Annotated in this window: 26 protein-coding genes; 10 read left to right on the forward strand and 16 right to left on the reverse strand. The window is 72.6% G+C overall.

Annotation, left to right across the window (positions count from 1 at the left end):
- Positions 1-58 precede the first annotated feature (58 nt).
- Positions 59-1909, reverse strand: a complete 1851-nt coding sequence (locus tag ACFYZL_RS35075) for a phosphatidylglycerol lysyltransferase domain-containing protein (RefSeq protein WP_384757890.1) — start codon at positions 1907-1909, stop codon at positions 59-61.
- A gap of 152 nt (positions 1910-2061) precedes the next feature.
- Between ACFYZL_RS35075 and ACFYZL_RS35080 the strand changes: the two genes are divergently transcribed.
- Complete coding sequence (locus ACFYZL_RS35080; protein ID WP_384757887.1) at positions 2062-3171, forward strand: alpha/beta hydrolase; 1110 nt, start codon at positions 2062-2064, stop codon at positions 3169-3171.
- Positions 3172-3266: 95 nt separating this feature from the next.
- Here ACFYZL_RS35080 and ACFYZL_RS35085 read toward each other — a convergent pair whose 3' ends face one another.
- A complete protein-coding gene (locus tag ACFYZL_RS35085) occupies positions 3267-4232 on the reverse strand; it encodes an ABC transporter ATP-binding protein (RefSeq protein WP_384757884.1) in 966 nt (321 codons plus the stop codon).
- Between the two features lie 132 nt (positions 4233-4364).
- Between ACFYZL_RS35085 and ACFYZL_RS35090 the strand changes: the two genes are divergently transcribed.
- The 4 genes from ACFYZL_RS35090 (at position 4365) to ACFYZL_RS35105 (ending at position 7924) form a co-directional block, all read left to right on the forward strand.
- Positions 4365-5057 (forward strand): ABC transporter permease, encoded by a 693-nt coding sequence (locus ACFYZL_RS35090; protein ID WP_384582257.1) that lies wholly within the window; start codon positions 4365-4367, stop codon positions 5055-5057.
- Between the two features lie 4 nt (positions 5058-5061).
- Positions 5062-5727, forward strand: coding sequence for an ABC transporter permease (locus ACFYZL_RS35095; protein WP_388684715.1), 666 nt, complete (start codon positions 5062-5064; stop codon positions 5725-5727).
- 82 nt (positions 5728-5809) lie between these two features.
- The gene (locus tag ACFYZL_RS35100; RefSeq protein ID WP_384757880.1) at positions 5810-6796 is read left to right on the forward strand and encodes an ABC transporter substrate-binding protein; all 987 of its coding nucleotides are present in this window, start codon (positions 5810-5812) and stop codon (positions 6794-6796) included.
- 111 nt (positions 6797-6907) lie between these two features.
- Positions 6908-7924, forward strand: coding sequence for a hypothetical protein (locus ACFYZL_RS35105; protein WP_388684663.1), 1017 nt, complete (start codon positions 6908-6910; stop codon positions 7922-7924).
- Positions 7925-7943: 19 nt separating this feature from the next.
- Here the strand turns inward: ACFYZL_RS35105 and ACFYZL_RS35110 are convergent, their stop codons facing one another.
- The 5 genes from ACFYZL_RS35110 to ACFYZL_RS35130 form a co-directional block, all read right to left on the reverse strand.
- Positions 7944-9182, reverse strand: a complete 1239-nt coding sequence (locus ACFYZL_RS35110; RefSeq protein ID WP_384751030.1) for an alpha/beta hydrolase — start codon at positions 9180-9182, stop codon at positions 7944-7946.
- Between the two features lie 84 nt (positions 9183-9266).
- Positions 9267-9482 carry a hypothetical protein gene (locus ACFYZL_RS35115; protein ID WP_384751033.1) on the reverse strand — a complete coding sequence of 72 codons (216 nt, stop codon included), beginning with the start codon at positions 9480-9482 and terminating at the stop codon, positions 9267-9269.
- A gap of 104 nt (positions 9483-9586) precedes the next feature.
- Entirely contained in the window at positions 9587-10435 is an 849-nt protein-coding gene (locus tag ACFYZL_RS35120) for an arylamine N-acetyltransferase (protein WP_388684667.1), read from the reverse strand.
- 25 nt (positions 10436-10460) lie between these two features.
- A complete protein-coding gene (locus ACFYZL_RS35125) occupies positions 10461-10601 on the reverse strand; it encodes a hypothetical protein (RefSeq protein WP_388684670.1) in 141 nt (46 codons plus the stop codon).
- A gap of 60 nt (positions 10602-10661) precedes the next feature.
- Positions 10662-11804 (reverse strand): NADH-quinone oxidoreductase subunit D, encoded by a 1143-nt coding sequence (locus tag ACFYZL_RS35130; protein ID WP_384751040.1) that lies wholly within the window; start codon positions 11802-11804, stop codon positions 10662-10664.
- A 31-nt stretch (positions 11805-11835) separates the two neighbouring features.
- On the opposite strand from ACFYZL_RS35130, the gene ACFYZL_RS35135 reads away from it, so the two are divergent.
- The 3 genes from ACFYZL_RS35135 (at position 11836) to ACFYZL_RS35145 (ending at position 14474) form a co-directional block, all read left to right on the forward strand.
- Positions 11836-12327 (forward strand): PH domain-containing protein, encoded by a 492-nt coding sequence (locus ACFYZL_RS35135; protein ID WP_384751042.1) that lies wholly within the window; start codon positions 11836-11838, stop codon positions 12325-12327.
- Entirely contained in the window at positions 12324-13742 is a 1419-nt protein-coding gene (locus tag ACFYZL_RS35140; RefSeq protein WP_388684673.1) for a PH domain-containing protein, read from the forward strand. Before ACFYZL_RS35135 ends, ACFYZL_RS35140 begins: the two co-directional genes overlap by 4 nt.
- Before the next feature lie 150 nt (positions 13743-13892).
- The gene (locus ACFYZL_RS35145; protein WP_384751048.1) at positions 13893-14474 is read left to right on the forward strand and encodes a hypothetical protein; all 582 of its coding nucleotides are present in this window, start codon (positions 13893-13895) and stop codon (positions 14472-14474) included.
- 62 nt (positions 14475-14536) lie between these two features.
- On the opposite strand, the gene ACFYZL_RS35150 is transcribed toward ACFYZL_RS35145, so the two are convergent.
- Complete coding sequence (locus tag ACFYZL_RS35150) at positions 14537-15214, reverse strand: response regulator (protein ID WP_384751051.1); 678 nt, start codon at positions 15212-15214, stop codon at positions 14537-14539.
- 23 nt (positions 15215-15237) lie between these two features.
- Positions 15238-16440, reverse strand: coding sequence for a sensor histidine kinase (locus tag ACFYZL_RS35155; protein WP_384751054.1), 1203 nt, complete (start codon positions 16438-16440; stop codon positions 15238-15240).
- A 107-nt stretch (positions 16441-16547) separates the two neighbouring features.
- Between ACFYZL_RS35155 and ACFYZL_RS35160 the strand changes: the two genes are divergently transcribed.
- Positions 16548-17540 (forward strand): SAM-dependent methyltransferase, encoded by a 993-nt coding sequence (locus ACFYZL_RS35160; protein WP_388684677.1) that lies wholly within the window; start codon positions 16548-16550, stop codon positions 17538-17540.
- Between the two features lie 74 nt (positions 17541-17614).
- On the opposite strand, the gene ACFYZL_RS35165 is transcribed toward ACFYZL_RS35160, so the two are convergent.
- On the reverse strand, positions 17615-19162 hold the full coding sequence (locus ACFYZL_RS35165) for a M28 family metallopeptidase (RefSeq protein ID WP_384751060.1): 1548 nt from the start codon (positions 19160-19162) through the stop codon (positions 17615-17617).
- 173 nt (positions 19163-19335) lie between these two features.
- On the reverse strand, positions 19336-20457 hold the full coding sequence (locus ACFYZL_RS35170; RefSeq protein ID WP_384751063.1) for a DUF5937 family protein: 1122 nt from the start codon (positions 20455-20457) through the stop codon (positions 19336-19338).
- 170 nt (positions 20458-20627) lie between these two features.
- Between ACFYZL_RS35170 and ACFYZL_RS35175 the strand changes: the two genes are divergently transcribed.
- Complete coding sequence (locus ACFYZL_RS35175) at positions 20628-20834, forward strand: hypothetical protein (RefSeq protein ID WP_384751065.1); 207 nt, start codon at positions 20628-20630, stop codon at positions 20832-20834.
- Here the strand turns inward: ACFYZL_RS35175 and ACFYZL_RS35180 are convergent.
- From ACFYZL_RS35180 to ACFYZL_RS35200, 5 genes are all read right to left on the reverse strand, one after another.
- Positions 20831-21640, reverse strand: a complete 810-nt coding sequence (locus ACFYZL_RS35180; protein WP_384751068.1) for a type III pantothenate kinase — start codon at positions 21638-21640, stop codon at positions 20831-20833. The genes ACFYZL_RS35175 and ACFYZL_RS35180 overlap by 4 nt on opposite strands.
- A gap of 3 nt (positions 21641-21643) precedes the next feature.
- A complete protein-coding gene (nadC, locus tag ACFYZL_RS35185) occupies positions 21644-22612 on the reverse strand; it encodes a carboxylating nicotinate-nucleotide diphosphorylase (protein WP_384751071.1) in 969 nt (322 codons plus the stop codon).
- A 2-nt stretch (positions 22613-22614) separates the two neighbouring features.
- Complete coding sequence (locus ACFYZL_RS35190) at positions 22615-24360, reverse strand: L-aspartate oxidase (RefSeq protein ID WP_388684718.1); 1746 nt, start codon at positions 24358-24360, stop codon at positions 22615-22617.
- An 80-nt stretch (positions 24361-24440) separates the two neighbouring features.
- Positions 24441-25433 (reverse strand): pantoate--beta-alanine ligase, encoded by a 993-nt coding sequence (gene panC, locus ACFYZL_RS35195; protein WP_384751073.1) that lies wholly within the window; start codon positions 25431-25433, stop codon positions 24441-24443.
- A complete protein-coding gene (locus ACFYZL_RS35200; RefSeq protein ID WP_384751076.1) occupies positions 25430-26344 on the reverse strand; it encodes a Rossmann-like and DUF2520 domain-containing protein in 915 nt (304 codons plus the stop codon). The genes panC and ACFYZL_RS35200 overlap by 4 nt, the downstream gene beginning before the upstream one ends.
- Positions 26345-26439: the final 95 nt, after the last annotated feature.

Below are 26439 nucleotides of genomic sequence, written 5' to 3' on the forward strand. Positions count from 1 at the left end.
GGACCCGCGTGCGGGGGCCGGGCGTGCTCCCGGGACCGGTGGCGCGCCCGGCGGAGGGCTAGGCCGCCTGGACCTCGCGGTCCGTCTGGTTCGGCACCGTCGTCATCTCGTTGTGCGTGCACGTACGCACCGGCTTGGGACGCCGGCGGCTCTCGAACAGCCGCGGCAGGGCCAGCGTCACGAAGCCCTCCGCCTGCATCACGGCGAAGCCGATGCGCGGCAGGTCGCGGCTGGTGCGGTAGACCATGAAGCGCGGCTCCCAGCGGGGCCGGAACTTCTCGTTGAACTTGTACAGCGACTCGATCTGGAACCAGCGCGAGAGGAAGACCAGCAGGCTGCGCCAGGCGCGCAGGACCGGGCCGGCGCCGATCTTCTCGCCGCGGGCCAGTGCCGCGCGGAACATCGCGAAGTTCAGGGAGACCTTCTCGATGCCCAGCTCGGGGGCCTGCTGGAGGGAGGCGACGATCAGCAGCTCGTTCATGCCCGGGTCGGCGGCGCGGTCGCGGCGCATCATCTCCAGCGACATGCCGTCCTTGCCCCACGGCACGAAGTGCTGGATGGCCTTGAGGTCGCCGAAGGGGCTGGTGTCGCCCTCCTCCACGCGGTGCGCGGTCGCGATGATGCAGTCGCCGTCGCCGGGGTCGCCGACGCGGCCCAGGGCCATGGAGAACCCGCGCTCGGTGTCGGTGCCGCGCCAGGCCTCGGCAGCGCCGCGGACGGCCGCCAGCTCCTCTTCGCTCAGCTCGGCGACCCGCCGGACCTTGGTGGTGTAGCCGTTGCGCTCGATCCGCTTGACCATCTGGCGGACGTTTCGCATGGGGCGGCCGGAGAGGGAGAAGTCTTTGACGTCGACGATCGCCTCGTCACCCAGCTCCAAGGCGTCGAGCCCGGTCTCGCGGGTCCAGACCTCGCCGCCGGTCTCGCTGCAGCCCACGACGGCCGGGGTCCACGAGTGGGCCTTGGCCTCGGCCATGAACCGCTCTATGGCGCCGGGCCAGGCCTCGACGTCGCCGATCGGGTCGCCGGAGGCGAGCATCACGCCGGAGACGACGCGGTAGGTGACGGCGGCCTTGCCGCTGGGGGAGAAGACGACGGCCTTGTCGCGGCGGAGCGCGAAGTGCCCGAGGGAGTCGCGGCCGCCGTGCCGGGCGAGGAGCTCGCGCAGCTTGACCTCGTCGTCGGCGGTGAGCCGGGCGGCCGGGTGCTCGGGGCGGAAGGCCAGGTAGATGGTGGTGAGTGCGGTCAGCATGCCGAGGGCGCCGAGGGAGTAGCCGACGGTCCAGGACACCTTCCCGGAGTAGCTGACGGGGCCCTCGAAGCCGAAGAGCCCGACGACCACGTGCTTGAGCTGCTCGTACAGGCCCGGGTTGCCGACCACCCGGTTCGGGTGGACGTTGACGATGAGCAGGCCGAGGCCGATGGACCCGGCGCTCATCAGTACGAAGTTGGCGAGCGCCTTCCAGCGGCTGCGCGGGTCGGGCAGCGCCTTGAACTCACCCTGGTGGCGTACCAACAGGGCGAGGAGCACGGCCGCGATGACCACGCCGATCACCGAGTGCCGGTACATGAACTGCGCCACCGCGCCGACCGGGAGCAGGACGACGGCGGCCCGCCAGGCGCGCCGCTTGTGCCGCTTGAGGCCGTGCGCGAGCAGCAGGAGCAGCACGCCCACGCTGAGGGACGCGGCTGCCGCGAACGGGCCGAAGGTGCCGGGCAGCAGCTCGGTGACCGCGTGGATCCGGCTGTGCCGGAAGCGTGGGAAGACACCCGCCGCGATGTCGAGCAGGCCGACGAGCGTGACGGCCGTACCTACGAGGCCGGGAACGGCCTCCGGTCGGGGACCCCGGAGGATTCGCCCCGCCAGGGCCGGAACCTGTCCGGACTTATCGCCATCTATCCTGCTAGACATCGCTTCCCGTTGCTCCGCGAGAGATCATGTGGCCGGGGGCCGCGACAGCCTCCGGAGTGTGGTGCGTCCATTAGGACGACGGCGACGTGAAGCGGGTTCACTCTTCCGTCGGAAATTTCCAGTCCTGCCATCAGAAAGTCGACTGACTGCTCATGGGTCTCACCAGTAATACGGTTCTGGCGCTGGCCATCGTCGCCGGGGTGCTGCTCTTCGCGGCCACGGTCTGGTTCTGGCCGAAGCTCGCGGGCCGCGGCTGGCGCCCGGTCGCCGGCCGTATCGGGCTCCTGCTGGCGGCCCAGCTCGCGCTGTTCTCGGCTGTGGGGCTCGCGGCCAACAAGTCGTTCCTCTTCTACGGTTCCTGGGCCGACCTGTTCGGCCAGGAGACGTCCATGGGCAAGGTCGTCGACCACTCGATGAGCAGCAAGGACATCAAGGTCGTCGACAAGCAGAAGCTGGACGTGCCGGGTGGTGCCAAGCCCCAGGTCGGCGGACAGATCCTGAAGGTTGCCATAACCGGGCAGAAGTCGAAGATAACGAGCCCGGGCTACGTCTGGCTCCCGCCGGAGTACTTCCAGCCGCAGCACAAGAACGACAACTTCCCCGCCTCCGTCATCCTGACCGGCTACCCGGGCACCGCCGAGAACCTGATCAAAGGGCTCGACTACCCGATGAAGGCGTTCAGCCTGTCCAAGGCCGGGAAGATGAAGCCGATGATCCTGGTCATGCTGCGCCCGACCGTCGCGCCGCCGCGCGACACCGAGTGCGTGGACATCCCCGACGGGCCGCAGACCGAGACCTTCTTCGGCGTGGACCTGCCGCAGGCCATCACGGACACCTTCCGGGTCGGCAAGAAGCCGCAGAACATGGGCTTCATCGGCAACTCCACCGGGGGCTACTGCGCGCTGAAGATCGCCGCGCACTACCCGCAGACCTTCGGCGCGGCCGCCGGGCTCTCCGCGTACTACGAGGCCCCGGACGACCCGACCACCGGTGACCTCTTCCACGGGGACGCCAAGCTGAAGAAGCGCGCGGACGTCCTGCACGCCATGGAGAACAAGAAGCCGAGCGGTACGTCCTTCCTGGTCACCAGCAGCGAGAAGGGCGAGCCGAACCTCGGGGACACCAGGAAGTTCATCAAGAAGGTGCAGAGCCCGGACCGGGTCTCCTCGATCATCCTCGACAGCGGCGGCCACAACTTCAACACGTGGCGCCGCGAGATCCCGCCGATGCTGATGTGGATGAGCGACCGCATCCAGGCCTGATCGTCGTCGGCGACATTCAGCCGAACGAAGCACCCGTGACCGGCCCCCAGGGGCCGGTCACTCTTTTGTGTGCCGTACCACCCGTCCCGGGTGCCCTACGCGTGCTGCGGTTCGGTCCGCCGCAGCGCCCGGTGGACGCCCTCCGGGGTCAGTACGCCGACCAGCGCGCCGGAGTCCGGGTCGGTGACCCCGATCCGGCCCGAGTCCTCCTGGAGCAGGGCGGCGAGGGCCTCGCGCAGCGACGCGCCCAGCTCCACCGTCGCGGGGAGCGGGGAACCGTCCTGCGCGGGCGTCAGGTCGGCCTCCTCCACCACCGTGACCGAGAGCCGCTTCAGCCCCCGGTCGGCGCCGACGAAGGAGGCCACGGAGTCGGTGGCCGGCGCCCCGAGCACCGCCGCCGGGCGGGCGAACTGCTCGATGGTGCCCTGCCCGTAGACGGCGATGCGGTCGCCGAGCCGGATCGCCTCCTCCAGGTCGTGCGTGACGAGCAGGATCGTCTTGCGCACCGTGCGCTGGAGGGACAGGAACTCGTTCTGCAGGCGTTCGCGCACCACCGGGTCCACCGCCCCGAACGGCTCGTCCATCAGCAGCACCGGCGGATCGGCGGCCAGCGCGCGGGCGACCCCCACGCGCTGGCGCTGCCCGCCCGACAGCTGCTCCGGGTAGCGGCCCCCGTACACGGCCGGATCCAGCCCCACCAGTTCGAGGAGTTCGGCGGCCCGCGCGCGGGCGGCGGCCTTCGGGGTGCCCAGGAGCCTGGGCACGGTCGCCGTGTTCTCCAGCACCGTCTTGTGGGGGAACAGCCCGACCTGCTGGATGACGTATCCGATGCGGCGGCGCAGCTCGACGGGATCGGCGGCGGCGATGTCCTCGCCGTCGAGCAGGATCCGCCCCGAAGTGGGCTCGATCAGCCGGTTGACCATCTTCATCGTGGTCGTCTTGCCGCAGCCGGACGGGCCGACGAGCGTGACCAGCTCACCCTCCGCCACCTCGAAGGACAGGTCCTCGACGGCTGTCGTCCCGTCGGGATAGCGCTTGGTGACGTGCTCGAATCGGATCACATCATCATCCTTCCCTACCGGGGCCGCCGGTTTGTGAAGGGCGTGTTGCCCATGTGCGAAGGATTCCGGCCATCGACACCCTCGGGGGTTAGGGTCGGTCCCACGTACGTTCGACGACCGGGGGTGAGGGGAATGGCGGGCCGGGGCTGCCTGGTGGCGAACGACTGGTTCTGCTGGGAGTACGTCTCCTCCCGGTCCCAGGAGCTCACCGACGCCACCCTCGAACACGTCTGGATCACGGGCGTGTCGGTCCTCATCGGCCTCGCCGTGTCGCTCCCGCTCGCCCTGCTGGCCCGCCGCGGCCGCCGCTGGGCCGCGCCCGTGCTCGGCCTGACCACCCTGCTGTACACGGTCCCCTCGCTCGCCATGTTCTCCCTGCTGCTGCCGCTCTTCGGGCTGTCGGCGGCGCTCGTGGTGACCGGGCTGGTGCTGTACTCGCTGACCATCCTGGTCCGGGGCGCGCTGGCCGGCCTGGAGGCCGTGCCCGAGGAGGTGCGCGAGGCCGCGCGCGGCATGGGGTACGGGCCGGGGCGGCTGCTGTGGCAGGTCGAACTGCCGCTCGCGCTGCCCGCCTTGTTCGCCGGGCTGCGGATCGCGACGGTGTCCACGGTGGCGCTGACCACCGTCGGCTCCATCGTCGGCAAGGGCGGCCTCGGCAACCTCATCGCCCCGGCGGTCAACAGCTCCTTCAAGGCCCAGGTGCTCACCGCCTCCCTGCTGTGCGTGCTGCTCGCCCTCGTGGCCGACCTGCTGCTGCTCGGCGTACAGCGGCTGCTCACGCCGTGGACCCGGGCCGGACGCCGACCCGCCGGCAAGGAGGCCTGAGGTGTTGGGTGTGGCGGGGGACGCCTGGAGCTGGCTGGCGGACGGTGCCAACTGGTCCGGTGAGAACGGCGTCGGGAACCGGCTCGCCGAGCACGTCTACGTCAGCGGCGTCGCCCTCGGCATCGCCTGCCTGCTGGCCCTGCCCGTCGGGCTGTGGCTCGGCCACCTCGGCAAGGGCGGCGCCCTCGCGGTGAACCTGTCGAACGCCGGTCGGGCCGTGCCCGTCTTCGCGGTGCTGGCCCTGTTCATGGTCTCGCCGCTGCGCAACGCCGGCTACCTCCCGACGATCGCCGCGCTCGTGCTCTTCGCCGTGCCGCCGCTGCTGACGAACGCGTACGTCGGCATGCGCGAGGTGGACCGCTCGGTGGTGGAGGCCGCCCGGGGCATGGGCATGTCCGGTGTCCAGCTCTTCTTCCGGGTGGAACTGCCCCTCGCCCGGCGGCTCGTGATGACCGGGCTGCGCTCGGGGGCGGTGCAGGTCGTCGCCACGGCAACAATCGCGGCGATGGTCGGCCAGGGCGGCCTCGGCCGGATCATCACGGCCGGCTTCAACACCTACAACACCGCACAGGTCGTCGCGGGCGCCCTCCTGGTGGCTGCGCTCGCCCTGCTCGTGGAGGGGGCCCTGGTGGCCGCGGAGCGGCTGCTGCCGCGGACGGGCCCCCGCTGACCCCCGTACGAGCCCGTACGGACCCCGACCGGGGCGCCGTACGGAACCACGTTTCTTTCCCACGCCCCGAACGGAGTTCCCCATGAGCAAGACCACACGCGTCGCCGGCGCGTCCCTGGGCGCCCTCGCGCTGGCGGTGTCGCTGGCCGCGTGCGGCGGCGACAGCCTGGAGAAGAGCAAGGAGGGCGCAGCCTCCGCCTCCGCCCCGGCCGACGGCGGTGGCGGCAAGGGGGCGCTGGTGATCGGCGCCGCCGGGTTCACCGAGTCCAACGTGCTGGCCGAGCTGTACGCGCAGGTCCTCAAGGACGCCGGCTACAGCACCTCGATAAAGACGGTCAACAACCGCGAGCTGTACGAGCCGTCGCTGGAGAAGGGCGAGATCGACGTCGTCCCGGAGTACGCGGCCACGCTCGCGGAGTTCCTCAACGCCAAGGTGAACGGCCCGAAGGCGCCGGAGGAGAAGCCGGTCGCCTCCAGTGACGTGGCGGCGACCGTGGCGGGCCTGGACAAGCTCGCCGGCCCCCTCGGGCTGAAGGCGCTGCCCGCGGGCTCGGCGGTCGACCAGAACGCCTTCGCGGTGACCAAGGAATTCGCCGAGAAGAACAACCTCAAGACCCTTTCCGATCTCGGGAAGTCCGGCCTCAAGGTGAAGATCGCGGCGGGTGACGAATGCGCCGTCCGCCCCTTCTGCGCACCCGGGTTGACCAAGACATACGGAATTCAGGTTTCCGGTATCGACCCGAAGGGCGTCGGCACCCCGCAGGCCAAGCAGGCCGTCAAGGACGGCGCGGACCAGCTGGTGCTCACCACGACCACCGACGCCACGCTCGACGGCTTCGGACTGGTCCTGCTCGACGACGACAAGAAGCTCCAGAACGCCGACAACGTGCTGCCCGTGGTCAACGCCAAGGACGCCGGAGCCCCGGAGATCGCGGCCGCGCTCGACAAGTTGACCAAGGCACTCACGACGGCCGACCTCGTCGACCTGAACCGCAAGGTCGACGCGGAGCGCGCCAAGCCGGCGGACGTGGCCAAGGCCTATCTGCGGTCCAAGGGCCTCGTGAAGTAGCGGAAGAAGCAACAGTCACACGGTTTGCGGTGGAAATGACGGGTAACCGCCTGGGAACAGTTTCCCGGGCGGGTACTCCAATCGAGGGCCACGCCCTGTAAATTTCAGGCCATGCCCCGTGGACGTCACCGCAATCCCGAACCCCTGCACCGGCTGCTCACGCCCACGTCCGTCGCCGGTGTGTCCGTCGCCGGCGCCGGCGTCGCCTGGCTGCTCGCGGAACCGCTGGCGCTGAGACTCCTCGTGGCCCTCACGGCGGGCGCCGGAGTCGCCGGGGCCGTCGTCATGCGGGCCTGGGACCGCGCGGCCGGCCGACGCGTCGCGGAACTCGCCCGCGAGCGGGTCAAGGACGAGTGGAAGACGGAAGAGCGGATAGCCGAGCTCGAGTCCGACCTCGAAGAGGCCCGGGTGCTGCGCGCCAGGCTCGAAGCCAAGCTGCGCGCCAAGCGGGTCGAACTGGCAGGGCTGCGCGGTGAGCACGCCGCGCTGCTGCGCCGTTACGCGACCGCCGAGACCGAGCGCGCCAGCGCCCTGGAGGGCCGCCGGCTGCTCGCGATCGAGGCCGCCGAAGCGGCCCCGGCGTCCGCGCCGAAGGAACTGCCGCCGGTCACCGAGGAGCGCACCTCGGCGGGCGCGCCCACCGCGGTCGGCTACGCCCGGGCCCACGCGGCCATGCTCGCGCTCGCCCGCAAGAAGCCCTCCGGGCCGGAGCCGGAGCCCGACCCCGAGCCGAAGAAGCAGGCACGCCCGGAACTGCCCGCGGCCGAGACCCACGCCCGCCCGGCCGCCCTGCCCGCCCGCCGCCCCGCGGCGCCGGTGGCCCCGTACGCCTCCAGGCAGCAGCGCCCGGCCTCCCGGGCCGAGGGCGGCTTCGACTTCTTCGGTACGAAGAACGCGGCGCAGGCCCGCGCGGCCATCGAGGCCGTCCAGAACGAGGACCTGGCGGACGTGGTCGGCGCCGAGGCCCTCGCGGTCCACGAGGCGGAGGCCGCACAGCCCTCCGCGGAGACCCCCGCCGAGCAGGCGGCCGACCGGACCGAGTCCGCGGCGGGCGAGGTCATCGACCTGACGGCCCACGACGAGACGGAGCCGATCGACGTGGTCCGCCTCCGTACCGCCATCTCCTAGGTCGCCTCCTTCGCAGTCCCTACCGGGACAGCGAGTCGAACCAGCGGCTCACCTGCGGGGCCGAGCGCATCGCCGTCGTGAAGTGGTCGGCGTCCGGTCCCTGGTCGACGACGCGGGCCCGGACCCCGTGGCGGGCCAGGTCGGCGGCGCAGGCACGGCTGTTCGCGATCGGCACGTCGGTGTCGGCGCTGCCCGTGTAGAGGCGCACGGGCGCGGCCGGCTTCCAGGCGCAGGCGCCGTCGTTCGCCGCGAGGACCGCACGCAGTTCGCCGCGCGGGGCGCGGACGTTCTCGTACCACTCCGGGGTGAGCAGCTCCTGCGGTGTCGCGGGCAGTGCTCCGACGATCTCCTCCTCGTGGTGGCTCCCGTCGAACAGACTTTCCACAGCCTGTGCATAAGGTGCGCGGAAGACTTCGGCCGGGTCCTTGTAGAGCGGGTGGAGCCGGTTCTGCGCGGTGAGGAAGTACGAGAGGTAGAAGACGGCGGTGCGCGGCGCGACCCGGCCGTCGATGATGCCGGGGACCTCGGAGCCGCTGAGGTCGTAGGGCCCGGCCATCGGAGCCAGCGCCCGCAGCCGGAATCCTCCGCCGGGCCGGGACAGCTCGCGGCCCAGGGCCATCGCCACCTGGCCGCCCTGCGAGAAGCCGGTGGCGTAGACGTCCCGGGTCACGGGACGGCCCAGCCGGTCGCCCGCGGTGCGGGCGGCACGCAGCATGTCCACGGAGGCGGTGACCGAGGAGGCGGTGTCCACGTACGGGTGCGGGCCCGGCCCGCCGCCGAGGCCCAGGTAGTCGGGGGCCGCGACGGCCCGGCCGGCCGCGGCGTGCAGGTACGGGGCGAGCCGGTTGGAGCCGGCCCCGCCCGACGGTGCGTCGTCCTTGTGGGCGGTGGTGCCGTGGGTGTAGGAGACCAGGTCGAGGCGGCGCGGGCCGCCCTGCGGCAGGACGAGCAGCCCGGTGGCCGTGGTCGGGCGGCCCTGCGGGTCGACCGTGGCGTAGGTCAGCCGGTAGGCGCTGATCCCGTGGCGGACCGTGCCCGCGTCCATGCCGTGGTCGCAGACGTACGCGACGACGCCCGCGCGGTCCAGGGAGCCGACCGGGGTGACGGAGAGCAGGGCGCCGCGCTGCGCGGCGCCCTGGGACGCGGCCGTGGGCACGGCCAGGGCGGCGGGGGCGGCGACCCCGGCGAGTACGGCCGCGAGGGCCACGGCCGCGGCCCCGCGCCGCAGCCACCGCTTCGGTATCCGTGTGTTCGTCATGACGGGAACGCTACGGACGGCGGACGCGCGTCGACATCCGGTCGGCACTACGGCGGTTGATGGGGCAAACCCCCGTACGCGCACTCAGAACAGCGGGAGCTGCCCCGGGTGTTCGGGCAGCACGAAGCCGTCCAGCACCGGGGCCGAGGCGCCCAGGACCACCCGGGCCCGGGATCCCGGGCAGGACACCATGTCGCCGCGGATCCGCCCGGCCGGAGGGTCGTGGCGGGCGATCCGACCGGCGGTGACGGCGCAGTCGCGGCCGCAGGCGGGGCAGGCCCGGCGGGGAGAGTGGGACATGAACCCAAGTCTGCCCTGCCGCACCGACATCGACCCCGCCGCACCGACCCCGCCGCACCGGCCTCGCCGCACCGGCCTCGCCGCACCGGCCCCGCCTGCGGTCGTCAGCCCTCCCGGGAGGCCAGCCACTCCTCGTGGGCCCGCTGCACCCGCGCCCACAGCTCCTCCCGGTCGGCCGCGGACAACTCGCCGAGCTCCAGCCCGAAGACGCCGGACAGCGCGTCGAACAGCTCCTCGGGGCCGCCCAGTTCCCGCTCGACGGGGCCCTTCTCCGGGTCGACCCGGCTCAGCACCCGCCCCCTCAGCAGGTCGATGCCCGTGGCGTCGCGGCGCAGCGCCGCGAAGGTCCGTACGAAGGGGGAGTCCGGGGCGGTCGAGAGCCGCAGGTGCTCGGCGTCGAAGTCGGCCATGGTGGCCGGGGCGGACAGGAAGTTCATGACGGGGAAGGGCCCACCGGGGTTGTGGTAGGTCCAGCCCGGCTCGGGACCGTCGAGCGGCTCCATGCGGTAGCCGAACCCGCCCTGCTCGTAGGCGCCCCCGCGGAGCGGGAGCGGCTCGAACGGACCGTCGCCCAGACCGGCGTCGACGAAGAAGGCCTCGCCGTCGACGCGTACGGTCAGCGCGAGGTGGTTGCCGTTGGCCGTCCGGGCGGAGGGGTCCTCGTCCACCCCGCCGACGTGCAGGGTGACGTCGTACCCGAGCGATTCCAGGAGGGCGGCGAAACCGCCGTTGAGGTGGAAGCAGTAGCCGCCCCGTCCGGCGCCGAAGCGGACCGCCGACAGCTCGGGGTCGATGGCGGGCGGCCGGCCCAGGTAGATGTCGATGTTCTCGTACGAGACGCGTTCGAGGTGCGCGCGCTGGAGGGCGAACAGCCCCTCCACGGACGGGACGTGGGGTTCGGTGATGCCGAGTCGCCGCAGATAGCCCGTGAATATGCCAGTGGTGGTGGTCATTTCCTCACCTTACGGTCGAGCACCGTCACGACCGGGAGGCGAGCCACACGGCGTGTGCCCGGTCCACCCGCGCCCACAGGGCCGTCCGGTCCGCCGGGGTCAGGTCGTCGAGCCGGCGCCCGAAGACATCGCCGATGGCGACACCGCCGATGGCGTCGAAGAGCACGCCGCCGAGGTGGCGGGTGACGTCGTAGCCGGAATCGCCCCGGTCACGGGGCGAGGATCGTCACTTGTCGATGTCGCCGACGACGAAGAACAGCGAGCCGAGGATCGACACCATGTCCGCGACGAGCTGCCCGGGCAGCAGCACCGACAGGGCCTGGATGTTGTTGTAGGAGGCGCTGCGCAGCTTCAGTCGGTACGGGGTCTTCTCGCCCTTCGACACCAGGTAGTAGCCGTTGATCCCGAGGGGGTTCTCGGTCCAGGCGTACGTCTCGCCCTCGGGCGCCTTCAGCACCTTGGGCAGGCGCTGGTTGATCGGGCCGGGAGGCAGCTCGTCCATCCGGTCCAGGCAGGCCACGGCCAGGTCGAGGGCGTTGTGGGTCTGGTCGAGCAGCACCTCGAAGCGGGCCAGGCAGTCGCCCTCGGTGCGGGTGACCACCTTCAGGACGTCCTGGAGCTCGCCGTAGGCCAGGTACGGCTCGTCGCGGCGCAGGTCGAAGTCGACGCCGGAGGCGCGGGCGATCGGGCCGGAGACCCCGTACGCGTGCACGGCCTCCCGGGACAGGACGCCGACGCCGCGGGTGCGGCCGCGGAAGATCTCGTTGCCGTGGACCAGCTTGTCGTAGACGTCCATGCGGGTGCGGACGTCGGCGATGGCCTCGCGGGCGCGGCCGAGCCAGCCGGCCGGGAGGTCCTCCTTGAGGCCTCCGACGCGGTTGAACATGTAGTGCATGCGGCCGCCGGAGATCTCCTCCATCACGGCCTGGAGCTCCTCGCGCTCGCGGAACGCGTGGAAGATCGGGGTGATCCCGCCCAGTTCGAGGGGGTAGGAGCCGAGGAACATCAGGTGGTTCAGCACCCGGTTCAGCTCGGCCAGCAGCGTGCGCATCCACACCGCGCGCTCGGGTACCTCCATGCCCAGCATCCGCTCGACGGCCATGACCACGCCGAGCTCGTTGGAGAACGCGGACAGCCAGTCGTGGCGGTTCGCGAGCATCACGATCTGCCGGTAGTCGCGGGCCTCGAAGAGCTTCTCGGCGCCGCGGTGCATGTAACCGACCACGGGGTCGGCGCTGACGATCCGCTCCCCGTCCAGGACGAGGCGCAGCCGCAGCACACCGTGCGTGGAAGGGTGCTGGGGGCCGATGTTGAGCACCATGTCGGTGCTTTCCGCCGCGCCGCCGATACCGACCGTGGTCTCCGTCATGCGGGCATTGTCTCAGCCCTAGGGTGTGGGGATGGATACGGGGACAGTGGGTGAGACGGCGTCGCCCGAGTGGGTGGGGCTGCCGGGTGGGTTGCTCGTGATGCGGCGGATGCTGCTGGCGACGTGGACGGTGCTCCTCGCCGCGGCGACCGGCGTCCTGACGGCCCTGTGGGCGGGGCCGGCGTGGGCGGGCCTCGCGCTGGTGTGGCCGGCGGCGGCGGTCTGGGGCTGGGTGCTGCTGGGGCGGAACTGGCGGTCGTGGCGGTACGCGGAGCGCGCCGACGACCTGCTGATCACCCGGGGCGTGCTGTGGCGGGAGGAGACCGTGGTCCCGTACGGGCGGATGCAGCTCGTCGAGGTCACCTCGGGCCCGCTGGAGCGGCGCTTCGGGCTGGCCTCGGTGCAGCTGCACACGGCGGCCGCGGCCACCGACGCCAAGATCCCGGGCCTGGCCCCGGCCGAGGCGGAACGCCTGCGCGACCGCCTGACGGAGCTCGGCGAGGCAAGGTCGGCGGGCCTGTGACCTCCAGTCCGGTGGACGAACCTCCGCAGCCCCCCGCCGCCGGCGCGGCCCCCGCGTTCGCGGGGGCCGCCACCCCCGATGCGGCCCCCGCCGCCTTCGACAGCGCCGCCCCCGCCGCCGCGCCCGCCGCGGGCAGGCGGCTGCACCCCTTCACCCCCCTGCGGCGGGCCTGGGTGCCGATCGCGGCGACCGTCGGCGTGATAGCCCAGCAGGGCGAGCGCGCGCAGGAGTGGATCGGGGAGCTGTCCGCCCCGGTCCGGGTGACGGTCGTGCTCGGCCTGGTCCTGGTCTTCGGCGTGTACGGGCTGCTGAGCTGGTGGTTCACCCACTACGCCATCACCGACACCGAGCTGCGCATCCGCAGCGGGCTGCTCTTCCGCCGCACCGCGCACATCCGGCTCGACCGGATCCAGGCCGTCGACGTCACCCGGCCCCTGTTGGCCCGGCTGATCGGGGTCGCCTCCCTGCGGCTCGACGTGATCGGCACCGAGGAGAAGGACGAGCTGGCCTTCCTCGGCGAGAAGGACGCCGTCGCCCTGCGCGCCGAGCTCCTCGCCCGGGCCGCGGGCTTCGCCCCCGAGGAGGCGGTGCGCCTCGGCGAGGCCCCCGAGCGGGAGCTGCTGCGGGTCGGGCCGCGCGAGCTCGTGCTGTCCCTCGTCCTGAGCCTCGGCTTCTCGGCGACGCTGGTCGGCGGGCTCACCGCGCTGGTGCTCGTGTTCACGTTCAGCCCCAGCCCGTGGGCGGCCCTGGTCGTGCTGCTCCCGCTGGCCGGTGCGGTCTGGCAGGGCAGCGCGGGCCGGTTCCTCGCCGAGTACGACTGGACCGTCGCCGAGTCCCCCGACGGGCTGCGCCTGGACCACGGACTGCTGGACCGGGCCCACGAGACGGTGCCGCCCGGCCGCGTCCAGAGCGTACGGATCGTCGAGCCGCTGCTGTGGCGCCGGCGCGGCTGGGTCCGGGTGGAGCTGGCCGTGGCCGGCTCGAAGAACGGGCTGCTGGTACCGGTGGCCCCGAGGGCCGCCGCCCACGCCGTGATCGCGCGCATCCTGCCGGGCGTCGACCTGGCGGAGCTGACCTTCGACGGCTCGCCGCGGAAGGCCGCGCGCTGGGTGGTGCCGGTGTGGTGGAAGGGGTACGGCCTGGCCGTCTCCCCGGACGTGTTCGCGGCCCGGCGCGGCCGCCTGTGCCGGCGTACGGAGATCGTCCCGCACGCCAAGGTGCAGAGCGTCCGGCTGACCCAGGGCCCCTGGGAACGCTTCCGCGGCCTCGCCGACGTCCACGTGGACACCGGCGCGAACGGTACGGTCACCGCCCGACTGCGCGAGGCCGGCGAGGCCGGGGGCCTGCTGGCCGCCCAGGCCGCCCGCGCCCGTACCTCGCGGGCCTCGGCCCGCCCGGACCGCTGGATGACGTAGCGCCTCCAGGGCCGGACGAGGGGTTGGGCGCGGCACAGGAGGTAACTCTCCGATGATCACATGGGCCCATCGGTGACTCCGGGTAGCGAACGGGGCGACGGATCCTCGACCCGATCCGGCGACCCCGCAACCCAAAGGGACTGCACACCCATGAACCCGTACCTCCGCATCGCCGCCCCCGCCCTCACCGCGTTCGCCCTGTCGGTGGCGCTCGCCGCCCCCGCCTCCGCGGCCCCGTCGTTCGTGATCCGCAACGGCGGCACCGTGCTCTTCTCCGCCCTCGCGGGGGAGGTCAACAACGTCACGTTCGACACCGCTCCCGGCTACCTGCTGGTCACGGATTCGGCGAGCACGCTCACGGCCGGCTCCGGGTGCCAGCAGGTGACGAGCCACTCCGTACGCTGCGGCACCGGCGTGACCCGGATCCAGGCGTCCCTCGGCGACCGGGACGACAGGGCCGAGAACAAGACCTCGATCCCGAGCGACATCGACGGTGGGGAGGGCCAGGACACGATCATCGGCGGCGACGGGAACGACCGGCTCACCGACCGCGACGGCTGGAACTCCGCGCCGTCGGCCACCACCTTCAACGGAAGGGGCGGCAACGACACCATCGTCAGCCGCAACGGCGGCTACGACCGGATCGAATGCGGCAGCGGCTCCGACCTGCTGGTGGCGGACAGCGCGGCGCTCGACGTCGTCGTCGGGGGCTGTGAGTTCATCACGCGCTGACCCCGCGTCCTCCCCGCCCGGCGCCGCGACGGCCCGGGCGGGGAGAACCGTACGACAGCGGGCTACGCGACGCCGCCGCCACCCGCGCGGACCAGGCCCGTCTCGTACGCCAGGACCACCACCTGCACGCGGTCGCGCAGGTTCAGCTTCGTCAGGATCCGGCCCACGTGCGTCTTCACCGTGGCCTCCGACAGGACGAGGCGGCCCGCGATCTCACCGTTCGACAGCCCCTGCGCCACCAGCAGCATGACCTCGCGCTCGCGCTCCGTCAGCCGCTCGACCTCCTTGTTCTGCGGCTCCTGCGTGGTCGTCGGCAGCATCGGCGCGAACCGGTCCAGCAGCCGCCGCGTCGTCGACGGGGCGACCACCGCGTCCCCGCTGTGCACCGAGCGGATCGCCGCGAGCAGCTCGGCCGGCGGCACGTCCTTCAGCATGAAGCCGCTCGCACCCGCCTTCAGCCCCGAGAAGGCGTACTCGTCCAGGTCGAAGGTGGTCAGGATGATGACCTTCGGGTGCTCCTCGGGCTCGCAGATCCGCCGCGTCGCCTCGACCCCGTCGAGCTTCGGCATGCGGACGTCCATCAGCACCACGTCCACCTTCGTGGACCGCAGCACCTCCAGGGCCTCCAGGCCGTCGCCCGCCTCGGCGACGACCTCCATGTCCGGCTGTGCGGCCAGCACCATCCGGAAACCGGTGCGCAGCAGCACCTGGTCGTCTACGAGCATCACGCGGATGGACATCGGTTACCTCGTCCTCGTCATCGTCATTGCTTCTTCAGCGGGAGCAGTGCGCTGATCCGGAACCCGCCGCCGGGCCGCGGCCCCGCGTCCAGGGTTCCGCCGACCATACCGATCCGTTCGCGCATGCCGATCAGCCCGTGCCCGGCGCCGTCCGCGCCGCCGTCCTCGTACAGCTCGTGCGCCGCGCCCCGCCCGTCGTCCTCGACGAGCAGGCCGAGCCCGTCGTCGAAGTAGACCAGCCGCACGCTCGCCTTCGCGTCCGGACCGCCGTGCTTGCGCGTGTTCGTCAGCGCCTCCTGCACGATCCGGTACGCCGTCAGCTCCACGCCGCTCGGCAGCCGCCGCGGGGCGCCCTCGACCTCGAAGTCCACCGCGAGCCCGGCCGCCCGCACCTGCTCGACCAGGACCTCGATCTGCTCGACGTCCGGCTGCGGCACGTAGTCCTCGGACTCCTGCGGCTCGCCCGTGCGCAGGACGCCCAGCAGCCGGCGCATCTCGGCCAGGGCCTGGCGGCCCGTCCCGGAGATCGTCTGGAGGGCCTCCTTGGCCTGCTCGGGGGCCACGTCCATGACGTAGGCGGCGCCGTCGGCCTGGACCACCATCACCGAGACGTTGTGCGCGACCACGTCGTGCAGCTCGCGGGCGATCCGGGCGCGCTCGGCGGCCACGGCCACCTTCGACTGGGCCTCGCGTTCCTTCTCCAGCCGCTGGTTGCGCTCGATGAGCTGGGCGTAATAGGCCCGGCGGGTGCGCAGCGAGTCGCCCAGCACCCAGGCGAGGACGAAGGGGACGATCATGAAGACGGCGAAGAGGACGTTGTCGACGTCGTTCGCGCCCTTGTCCACCCCGAACCGCACGAAGTAGAGCGGGGCCGCCGCCACCCCCCAGCCCAGCGCGGTGCGCGAGACCCACCGGGGGACCTCGCTCGCGGCGACCGTGAAGAGGATGACGAACAGGGCGAGGTCCCAGACCTCCGCGGTGATGCCCAGGACCAGCTGGTAGACCCCCGCGCCGAGGGTGAGCCAGAACATCGCCTGCGTCCACTTGCGGCGCAGCGCCACGGCGGTGCTCATCGCGAGCACGACGGGGACGGTCGCGACCTTCGTGAGCGTGCTCGTGGAACCCTCGACCGCGACGTTCAGCATCGAGGCCCCGAAGAGGAGGACAGCCCAGAAGCTGTCGACGCCCGTCGGGTGTCTGCGGAGGAAGTCGTAGAGGCGCTGCACGTAACCCAGAGTAGGGAACGGCGACAGGTGCTGGAGTCAACCAGAGGTGCCAACCTCGCGGAGGGGGCGTACTCCCCAAGGTGGACGGTGAACTTAACCTTTGCTCGATGAGCACTCAGCCAGAAGTCGAGGGTCCGGTCCGGTGGCGGACCGCGATGGAGACGGCACTGTACGGACCCGGCGGCTTCTACGTGCGCCCGGGCGGCCCGGGGCCCGCCGGGCACTTCCGCACCTCGGTGCACGCCTCGGGGCTGTACGCGGGGGCGGTGGCCCGGCTCCTGCTGTGGGTGGACGAGCGGCTGGGGCACCCGCAGGAGCTGGACCTGGTCGACATGGCGGCCGGCCGGGGCGAGCTGGTGGCCGGGGTGCTCGCCGCGCTGCCCGCAGCGGTGGCCGCCCGGGTGCGGCCGTACGCGGTCGAGCGCGCGGAGCGGCCGGACGGGCTCGACCCGCGGATCGCGTGGGTGGCGCGGCCGCCCGAGCGGACGAAGGGCCTGCTCTTCGCCAACGAGTGGTTGGACAACGTGCCGTTGGAGATCGTCGAGGACGGCCGGTACGTCCTGGTCGCGAGCGACGGTGAGGAGTCCCCGGGCGGCCCCCTCGACGCCGAGGACCGGGCCTGGCTGGAGCGCTGGTGGCCCGGCGCGGAGCGGACCGGCCGGGCGGAGATCGGACGGTCCCGCGACGAGGCCTGGGCGGCCGCGGCGGCGACCGTTGAGCGGGGCCTGGCGGTGGCGGTGGACTACGCGCACACCCGGGAGGCGCGGCCGCCGTACGGCACCCTGACGGGCTTTCGCGCGGGCCGGGAGGTGCGGCCCGTCCCGGACGGCGGCTGCGACGTCACCGCCCACGTGGCCCTGGACTCCTGCGCGGGCCCGGGGGCGGTACTGCTGACCCAGCGCGAGGCGCTGACCGCCCTCGGCGTCTCGGGGGCCCGCCCGCCGCTGGCCCTGGCCTCCACGGACCCGGCCGGCTACGTCCGCCGCCTCGCCTCCGCGGGGGAGGCAGCGGAACTGACCGCCCGCGGCGGGCTGGGGGACTTCCTCTGGCTGTGCCTGCCGGTGGGCATCGGGGCGTGGCCGCAGACCACGGCCGACTGACGCGGAAGGGGCCGGTACCCCGAACGGGATACCGGCCCCACAGGCCTGTTGGTCGCCTGCCAAACCGCTCTCGACTACTCCACGACGTCGTCGTGGCCCGCGTGCAGACCGCCGCCGCTGCCCGTGCCGGTGCTCGGCGCGGAGACGACCGGCTTCGACAGGGGCGCCAGGTCGAAGGCGTAGTGGCCGACCGCGTTCGCGATGACGTCGACGTTGATGTCGAGCGCCTTCTGGTCGATGTTGGCGAGGGTGTCACCCTTGGCGTGGTAGTTCACGTCGTAGGCGACGCCCGCCGTGCCGCCGAACTTCGCCGCCTGGTCGGCCGTCTTGATGCCCTCGGCGCCCGTGAACGTACCGCCGGACGGGATGCCCACCGCGATGAACGGGCCGTAGTCCGAGCGACCGGAGAAGTCCGTGCCCTCGTGCGGGATGTTGTTGGAGTCGAGGAAGTCGGTGATCCCCTTCTCCAGCTGGGCGGAGCCCTCCGGGCCGGGGCCCGCGCCGGTCTTGTCCGAGTCGTCGCCGTCGTAGACGAAGTACGCGGAGTTCGGCGAGGCGATCATGTCGAAGTTCAGGTAGAGCTTGATCTGCTTCTTCTGCGCCTCCGTCAGCCCGTCGACGTACGCCTCCGAGCCGAGCAGACCGAACTCCTCCGCCGACCACCAACCGAACTTGACCTTGTTCTTGATCTTGTTCTGGCTGCTCGCGAGCCGCTGCGCGACCTGGAGGATGCCGGCCGAACCGGAACCGTTGTCGTTGATGCCCGGACCCGCCGCGACCGAGTCGAGGTGCGCGCCGAGGAACACGGTGTTGTCCGCGTCGCCGCCCTGGGTCTCCGCGATGACGTTGTACGTCTTGCGGTTCTCGCGCAGCTGCCGGATGTCGAGCGTGATCTCGACCGGGCCGCCCGCGACCGCGGCGGCGAGCTTCTCGCCCTCCTCCTTGGTGATGCCGCCGGTGGGGACCTTGCCCACGTTCGGGTCGCCGAGGGTGCCGTTCAGCGCGCCGTCGGTGTTGTTGTATATGACCGCGCCGACCGCACCCGCCGCCGCCGCGTTGGCCTGTTTCGCCGCGAAGGTGCAGCCGCCGCGCTTGATCAGGGCGATCTTCCCGGTGAAGGCCCCGGCGGCGAAGTCGCCCGGCTCGCAGCCGTTCGTCCCGTCCGCGTCGACCGGGGCGGCGGCGACCTGGGCGGTGATGCCGCCCGCGGGGGTGCTCGTGGTGTACGTCATCAGGTGGATCGGGACGTCGTGCGCGTTCGGGCCGTTGACCGTGAGCTTCTCGGCGACGGCCTCGACGTACACGAAGTCGAACTCGTTCTTAGTGACCTTGTAGCCGGCCGCCTTCATCACGGCCTCGACGTACTTGGCGGACTGCTCGTGGCCCTTGGAACCGGCGACCCGGGTCCCGTTGTTGTAGTCGGCGATCGACTGGAGCACCTTCAGGTGGTTGTAGGCGCCCTTGCCCGTCGAGTCCTTCACCAGTTTCCTGGCCAGTGCGTCACCCCTCGCGGCATCGCTCGCGGGGCTCGTGGCACCGGCCGGACCGGCGAGCATCAGCGGGGAGACGAGGGCCGCGGCCGCCAGGGCGGCGGTTGCTGCGGCTATACGGCGTGAGGGCATGCAGGGTCCTTCCACGGCATAAGTGCGAGCAGGGAGGAGCGGTGGACGCACGTTAAGCAGCAACGGGTCACTCTGGCCAGACTTTTCACTGATTCCGGTTTGTGAATTCCGTATATCGGCGACTTGGCGGCAACTCGGAGGCAGTTTCCCCCCGGGGCTCTCGCGGGCGGACGCTAGCGGAGGATCCCCTCGATGAAGTCCGAACCGATCCGTGCCACGGCCGCCAGGTCCAACTGGTGCTGGGAGTAACGACCCTGACGGCGCGTGTGCAGCAGACCGGCCTTCTTCAGGACGGAAAGGTGCCGTGACACCTCCGGCGCGGTGATCCCGTACACGGCCGCCAACTCGCTGGTCGTGTACGGGGCGCGCGCCAGGCTCCGGCACAGCATCATCCGCATCGGATGGGCGAGGGCCTCCATCCGCCGCTGGAGCAGCTCCACCGAGCCCGGCGCGGAGACCGGTTCGGGGGTGCCGAGCGGATAGTGGACCACCGGACGCCAGCCCGGCGCGTGCAGCACGAGCAGATGCGGCCAGCCGAAGTTGGTCGGTACGAACACCAGCCCGGTGCCTATTCGCGGATCGGTGGCGGTGGTCTGGCCGTTGACCATCTTGTCGGCGGTGATGGTGGTGCGGCCCTCGTCCACGCTCAGCGCCGAGGAGACCTCCTTCAGCGCGGCCGGCAGCCCCTTGTGGCGCAGCACCTCGGTCTTGTGCCGGGCGTCCGCGCTCTGGCCGGGCTCGATCCGCCGCCAGGTCTCGGCGAAGAAGGCCTCCTCGCAGTCCTCCAGGAGCCGCCGCATCCACACCCGGACCCCGGCCGGGTCGTCCAGCAGCCGCAGGGAGAAGTCCAGCTGCCGGGGGCCGCGCGCGGCGGCCGTCTCCAGGGCCTTGGCGCGGGCCAGGGGGTCCGTGAGCGGGGAGGGCACGCCCTCGTTGTAGAGCGCGAGCCAGCAGTGCTCCAGCGCCGCCCGCACGAACCGCTCGTCGTCGAGCCGGTCGAGTACGTCGAGCTCCTCGGCGAGGGTCGCGGCGGGCAGCCCGCTCCCTCCGGGGACGCCGGCGAAGGGCATGAAGATGTCCGAGAAGGAACTCCGCCACATGAAGTCCGCCTCCAGCAGCCGGTCCGCGAGGCCCGGATCGAGCGCGGCGGTGGTGGCGGTCGTCCAGGAGGCGAGCGCGGGGTGATGGGCGGGCTGGGAGAGCGCGTGCAGCGCCATGCAGAGCTCTGCGAGGGGCGAGGGCGAGAAGGAGATCCGTCCCTGGGGGAGCCCGGCGATGTCGATGGTGACGCTCATCGACCCATTCTCCCCGGAGGGGTGATGCCGCTGCCGCAGCGCGGCGGGTCCGGGCGGGTGGTTCGCGTGCGGCGCCGCTGCCGGAGCCTCGCGCAGCGGTCCGGGCGGGACGATTGACGGGCGTCGTCAATCGTCGTGCGGGTCGGCAGGGACAGGCGCAGGGTGGAGGGATGACCGCCATCGAGCAGTACCTCATCGACACCTACCGGGCGTCACAGCACGGTGACCCCCCGCCGCCCCCGCCCGGCCGCGACGACGTCGCCACCCTGCGTGCCGCCCGCACGTACGAGCAGTTCCAGGCGGTCCTGGACGGCCGCCCGGCAGGGCACCCCTGGCGGGCGGCGGTGGCCAGACTGTTCAGGCGCCGTCAGGCCTAGGCGAAGTTCGGCGCGTTCCGTTCGTACACCAGGCGGAGGCCGATCAGGGTCAGCCACGGTTCGTGGTCGTCGATCACCGAGGACTCGCCGAGGACGATCGGCGCCAGACCACCCGTCGCGATCACCCGCACGTCCTCCGGCTTGCCCGACGGCCCGGCCAGTTCCCTGGCCATCCGGGTCACGATCCCGTCGACCTGCCCCGCGAAGCCGTAGACCACGCCCGACTGCATCGCCTCGACCGTGGACTTGCCGACCACGTTCCGCGGCCGGGCCAGTTCGATCTTCCGCAGCTGTGCGCCCCGGATGCCGAGCGCCTCCATCGAGATCTCGATGCCCGGGGAGATCACCCCGCCCACGTACTCGCCCTTCGCGGACACCGCGTCGAACGTGGTCGCCGTACCGAGGTCCACCACGATCGCCGGGCCCCCGTACAGCTCGACGACCGCGACCGCGTTCACGATGCGGTCCGCGCCGACCTCCTTCGGGTTGTCCATCAGGATCGGCACGCCCGTCTTCGTGCCGGGCTCCACGATCACCGCGGGCACGTCGCCGTAGTAGCGGCGCGTGACCTCGCGGAGCTCGTGCAGGACCGCCGGCACCGTCGAGCAGATCGCGATGCCGTGGATCCCGTCGCCCAGCTCGCTGCCGAGCATCGGGTGCATGCCCATCAGGCCCTGCATCAGCACGGCCATCTCGTCGGCCGTGCGCCGCGGGTCGGTCGAGATGCGCCAGTGCTCGACGATCTCGTCACCGTCGAACAGGCCCAGGACCGTGTGGGTGTTGCCTACGTCGATGGTGAGGAGCATCGGTTACACCGCCTCGCGCAGGTCGAGGCCGATGTCCAGGATCGGCGAGGAGTGGGTCAGCCCGCCGACCGCCAGGTAGTCCACGCCGGTCTCGGCGTACGCCCGGGCCGTGTCCAGCGTCAGGCGGCCCGAGGACTCCAGCACCGCGCGGCCCGCGACCAGGGCCACGGCCCGCTCGGTCTGCTCGACGGTGAAGTTGTCCAGCAGGATCAGGTCGGCGCCCGCCTCCAGGACCTCGCCGATCTGCTCCAGGTTGTCGACCTCGACCTCGATCGGGACCTCCGGGAAGGCCTCCCGTACGGCCTTGAAGGCCTGCGCGACGCCGCCGGCCGCCACCACGTGGTTGTCCTTCACCAGCGCCGCGTCCGACAGCGACATCCGGTGGTTGACGCCGCCGCCGCAGCGCACCGCGTACTTCTCCAGGGCGCGCAGCCCCGGCGTGGTCTTGCGGGTGTCGCGGACCTTCGCCGACGTGCCGTCGAGGACGTCCGCCCAGCGGCGGGTGGCGGTCGCGATGCCGGACAGGCGGCACAGGATGTTGAGCGCGCTGCGCTCCGCCGTCAGCAGGTCGCGGGTGCGGGAGCGCACGGACAGCAGCAGCTGCCCGGCCTCGACGGAGTCGCCGTCCTCCGCGTGCCGCTCCACCTCGAAGGCCTCCGTGCAGACCACGGAGAACACGGCCTCGGCGATGCGCAGGCCCGCCACGACGCCGTTCTCGCGCGCGACGAAGTCGGCGACGGCCTCGGCGTCCTCGGGGACGGTGGCCACGGTGGTCACGTCGACCCCGCCGTCGAGGTCCTCGGAGAGCGCCATGTGCGCGATGTCCTCGACCTCGATCGGGTCCAGGCCCGCGTCCACGAGCAGCTGGGCCAGCGCCGGGTCCAGGCCGGTCTCCTCGCCGTCGCCGCAGGCGCAGTCGTCGCCGCAGCCGCCGTCGTTCTGGTCGATCAGGGGAAGTTCGGGGGTGCTCACGGTCACTGCTCCAGGCTCGGGGGGTTCGCGGCGTTCGCGGTATCGGCGACGTCCGCGGTGTTGAGGGTGTTCAGGGGGACGCGCACGGACGGGAAGTCCGCGGAGTCCGTGGGGGTGACGACCAGGGCCCGCCGTTCGGCCCGGGACAGCCGCACCACGAGGTGGCGGCGCCAGTCGGCGTCGTCGCGGTCCGGGTGGTCCTCGCGCCAGTGGCAGCCGCGGGTCTCCACCCGCCGCTCGGCGGCGGCGACCAGCACCCGCGCCACGCACAGCAGGTTCGTCGCCTCCCAGGTGTCCACACCCGGCTCGGCGGTCTTGCCGTGCGCTTCGAGCTCGCCCAGGGCGGTCGCGTACAGCGCTTCGAGGGACTCGGCCGCCGCCCGCAGCGACTCGGCGGAGCGCAGCACGCCCGCGCCCTCCGTCATGATCCGCTGGATCTCGTACCGGGCCCCGGCGGGCTGCAGCGGACCGGTCGCGGGGACCGGGACGCCCGGGCCGCTGCCCGAGGGCGCGCCGCGGACGATGTCCTCGGCGATGCGCTCGGCGAAGACCAGCCCCTCCAGCAGGGAGTTGGAGGCCAGCCGGTTCGCCCCGTGCACGCCCGTGCAGGCGACCTCGCCGCAGGCGTACAGGCCGGGGACCGTGGTCCGGCCGTGCAGGTCCGTCCGGACGCCGCCGGACGCGTAGTGCGCGGCGGGCGCGACCGGGATCGGCTCGGTCACCGGGTCGATGCCGTGCGAACGGCAGGCGGCCAGGATGGTGGGGAAGCGCTGCTCCCACATCTCGGCGCCGAAGTGCCGCGCGTCCAGGTACATGTGCAGGGCGCCCTGCTCCAGCATGCGGCGCGTGATGCCCTTGGCGACGATGTCGCGGGGGGCCAGCTCGGCCAGCTCGTGCTGTCCCACCATGAAGCGGACACCGTCCGCGTCGACGAGGTACGCGCCCTCGCCACGGACCGCCTCCGACACGAGGGGCTGTTGGCCCTCGACGTCGGGGCCGAGGAACAGCACCGTCGGGTGGAACTGCACGAACTCCAGGTCGGAGACCTCGGCGCCGGCCCGCAGGGCGAGCGCCACGCCGTCACCCGTGGACACCGACGGGTTGGTGGTCGCGGAGAACACCTGGCCCATGCCGCCGGTCGCGAGGATCACGGCCGGCGCGTGGACGGCGCCGACGCCGTCGTGCTGGCCCTCGCCCATGACGTGCAGGGTCACCCCGGCCGTCCGGCCCTCCGCGTCCTGGAGCAGGTCCAGTACGAGCGCGTTCTCCACGGTCTCTATGCCCGCGGCGTGCACGGCCTCGACGAGCGCCCGGGAGATCTCCGCGCCGGTGGCGTCGCCGCCCGCGTGCGCGATCCGGCGCCGGTGGTGGCCGCCCTCCCGGGTCAGCTCTATCTCCCCGGTCTGAGCCGACGTGTCGAAGACGGCGCCCGTCTCGATCAGCCGGCGCACCGCGCCGGGGCCCTCGGTGACGAGCAGCCGTACGGCGTCCTCGTCGCACAGGCCCGCGCCCGCGACCAGCGTGTCGTCGAGGTGCTGCTCAGGGGTGTCGCCCTCGCCGAGGGCCGCGGCGATGCCGCCCTGGGCCCAGCGGGTGGACCCGTCGTCGAGCCGGGCCTTGGTGACCACGACCGTACGGCGGCCCGCGGCGGCGCAGCGCAGCGCCGCCGTCAGCCCCGCGACGCCCGAACCGACGACCACGACGTCCGCGTCGACGGCCCAGCCGGGGGCCGGCGCGTGCAGCCGTATGCCGGTGCCGGCGCCGGCGCCGGTGCCCGCTTCCGCGCCCGCTCCTGCGCCGCCCGACGGGACGGCTCTGCCTGGGGTGCTCACGTGTGTGCTCCGAACTCCAATGGAATGTTGTCGATCAGCCTGGTCGCGCCCACCTTCGCCGCGACGGCCAGCACGGCCTGCCCGGTGAACTCGGGCCCGACGTCGGTGAAGTCCCGCGGATCCACCAGGGCCAGGTAGTCCAGTACGAGGGGAGGCTCGTGACGGCCCGCCTCCTCCAGCACGTGCCGCGCGGCGGCCCGTACCGCGTCCGGCAGCCCGCCGCCCGCCGCCGAGACGGCGTGCGCGTCGGCGGAGGCGCGGATCTCGCCCAGTCGGGCCAGGGCCGTGGCCCGCTCGTCGCTGGCCGGGGCGGCCTCGGCGCGGGCCCGCAGCGCCGCCTGCGCCGCGAGCCGGTCCTGCCCCGCGAACAGGGCGCGCGACAGGGCCAGGGCGGTGTGCCGCTCGACGGGGGAGAGGTAGCGGTTGCGGGACGACAGCGCGAGCCCGTCCTCCTCGCGGACGGTCGGCACGCCGACCACCTCCACGGGGAAGTTCAGGTCCGTCACCATCCGCCGGATCAGCGCCAGTTGCTGCGCGTCCTTCTGGCCGAAGAGCGCCAGGTCCGGGGCGGTCAGGTGGAGCAGCTTGGCGACGACGGTCAGCATCCCGTCGAAGTGCCCCGGACGGGTGCTCCCTTCGAGGCGCCCGCCCATCGGACCGGCGCTGATCCGCACCTGCGGGTCGCCACCCGGGTACACCTCGTCGACGGCCGGCGCGAACACCGCGTCGGCGCCCGCCTCTTCGGCGATGGCGAGGTCGGCGTCGAGGGTGCGGGGGTAGCGGTCCAGGTCCTCGTTCGCCCCGAACTGCAGGGGATTGACGAAGACGGTGACGACGACCTGCCCCTGCGGCCCGGCCAGCTCGCGCGCCGAGCGGATCAGGGTGGCGTGTCCCTCGTGCAGGGCGCCCATGGTCATCACCACGGCCCGGCGGCCGTTCCGCGGGAGCTTCCGCAGCTCCTCGGCGGTGTCGAGCAGCAGTTCGCTCATGAGGCGCTGTCCCCTTCCGGCTCGGCGTCGGCGAGCACGCCGAGCAGGTCCTCGGCGAGTTCGGGCTTCAGCAGACCGTGCGCGAGGGCCCGGTCCGCGGTCGTACGGGCCATCGCCAGGTACCCGGCGACCGTGCCCGGGGCGTGCCTGCGCAGCTCCGAGACGTGCGCGGCGACCGTACCGGCGTCACCGCGGGCGACCGGCCCGGTCAGGGCGGCGTCACCGGAACGCAGGGCGTTGTCCAGGGCCGCGCCGAGCAGCGGGCCGAGCATCCGGTCGGGGTGCTCGACCCCGGCCTTGGCCAACAGCTCCATCGACTGGGCGACCAGGGTGACCAGGTGGTTCGCCCCCAGGGCCAGGGCCGCGTGGTAGAGCGGACGGTTCTCCTCCGCGATCCACTCGGGCTCCCCGCCCATCTCGATGACCAGCGCCTCGGCCGCGAGCCGCAGCTCCTCGGGGGCGGTGACGCCGAAGGAGCAGCCGGCCAGGCGCTGCACGTCGACCTCGGTGCCGGTGAAGGTCATCGCGGGGTGCAGGGCCAAGGGCAGCGCCCCCGCCCGGCGGGCCGGGTCGAGCACGGAGGTCCCGTACCGGCCGGAGGTGTGCACCAGGAGCTGCCCGGGCCGGACCGCGCCGGTCTCCGCCAGCCCCTGCACGAGGCCCGGCAGCGCGTCGTCGGGCACGGTGAGCAGGACCAGGTCGGCCGACTCCAGCACCTGCGCGGGCGCTACGAGCGGCACGTCGGGCAGCATCCGGGCGGCCCGGCGCACGGACGCGTCGGAGACTCCGGACACCGCGACGGGCCGGTGCCCGGCCTGCTGGAGCGCACGGGCCAGCGCGGGGCCGACCCGGCCGGCTCCGACGACGCCGACGGCGAGCCGTGCGGGGCGCGGCTGCTGTGATGGATTCACGCGGGGAGGGCCTTCCGTTCCAGTCCGCGGGGGGTACCGGACGATACGCCGCCATGCTAGTGCCCTGACCGGAAAGCTTCACCGCCTCACGCCGC

This window comes from Streptomyces sp. NPDC001717 (assembly GCF_042892775.1).
Taxonomy (GTDB): domain Bacteria; phylum Actinomycetota; class Actinomycetes; order Streptomycetales; family Streptomycetaceae; genus Streptomyces.

What these genes read in the sequence shown, in the direction of transcription:
- ACFYZL_RS35075 (WP_384757890.1), bottom strand. Translation starts at nt 1,909, where the DNA reads ATGTCTAGCAGGATAGATGGCGATAAGTCCGGACAGGTTCCGGCCCTG.
- ACFYZL_RS35080 (WP_384757887.1), top strand. Translation starts at nt 2,062, where the DNA reads ATGGGTCTCACCAGTAATACGGTTCTGGCGCTGGCCATCGTCGCCGGG.
- ACFYZL_RS35090 (WP_384582257.1), top strand. Translation starts at nt 4,365, where the DNA reads ATGGCGGGCCGGGGCTGCCTGGTGGCGAACGACTGGTTCTGCTGGGAG.
- ACFYZL_RS35100 (WP_384757880.1), top strand. Translation starts at nt 5,810, where the DNA reads ATGAGCAAGACCACACGCGTCGCCGGCGCGTCCCTGGGCGCCCTCGCG.
- ACFYZL_RS35105 (WP_388684663.1), top strand. Translation starts at nt 6,908, where the DNA reads ATGCCCCGTGGACGTCACCGCAATCCCGAACCCCTGCACCGGCTGCTC.
- ACFYZL_RS35110 (WP_384751030.1), bottom strand. Translation starts at nt 9,182, where the DNA reads ATGACGAACACACGGATACCGAAGCGGTGGCTGCGGCGCGGGGCCGCG.
- ACFYZL_RS35115 (WP_384751033.1), bottom strand. Translation starts at nt 9,482, where the DNA reads ATGTCCCACTCTCCCCGCCGGGCCTGCCCCGCCTGCGGCCGCGACTGC.
- ACFYZL_RS35120 (WP_388684667.1), bottom strand. Translation starts at nt 10,435, where the DNA reads ATGACCACCACCACTGGCATATTCACGGGCTATCTGCGGCGACTCGGC.
- ACFYZL_RS35130 (WP_384751040.1), bottom strand. Translation starts at nt 11,804, where the DNA reads ATGACGGAGACCACGGTCGGTATCGGCGGCGCGGCGGAAAGCACCGAC.
- ACFYZL_RS35135 (WP_384751042.1), top strand. Translation starts at nt 11,836, where the DNA reads ATGGATACGGGGACAGTGGGTGAGACGGCGTCGCCCGAGTGGGTGGGG.
- ACFYZL_RS35145 (WP_384751048.1), top strand. Translation starts at nt 13,893, where the DNA reads ATGAACCCGTACCTCCGCATCGCCGCCCCCGCCCTCACCGCGTTCGCC.
- ACFYZL_RS35150 (WP_384751051.1), bottom strand. Translation starts at nt 15,214, where the DNA reads ATGTCCATCCGCGTGATGCTCGTAGACGACCAGGTGCTGCTGCGCACC.
- ACFYZL_RS35160 (WP_388684677.1), top strand. Translation starts at nt 16,548, where the DNA reads ATGAGCACTCAGCCAGAAGTCGAGGGTCCGGTCCGGTGGCGGACCGCG.
- ACFYZL_RS35165 (WP_384751060.1), bottom strand. Translation starts at nt 19,162, where the DNA reads ATGCCCTCACGCCGTATAGCCGCAGCAACCGCCGCCCTGGCGGCCGCG.
- ACFYZL_RS35170 (WP_384751063.1), bottom strand. Translation starts at nt 20,457, where the DNA reads ATGAGCGTCACCATCGACATCGCCGGGCTCCCCCAGGGACGGATCTCC.
- ACFYZL_RS35175 (WP_384751065.1), top strand. Translation starts at nt 20,628, where the DNA reads ATGACCGCCATCGAGCAGTACCTCATCGACACCTACCGGGCGTCACAG.
- ACFYZL_RS35180 (WP_384751068.1), bottom strand. Translation starts at nt 21,640, where the DNA reads ATGCTCCTCACCATCGACGTAGGCAACACCCACACGGTCCTGGGCCTG.
- panC (WP_384751073.1), bottom strand. Translation starts at nt 25,433, where the DNA reads ATGAGCGAACTGCTGCTCGACACCGCCGAGGAGCTGCGGAAGCTCCCG.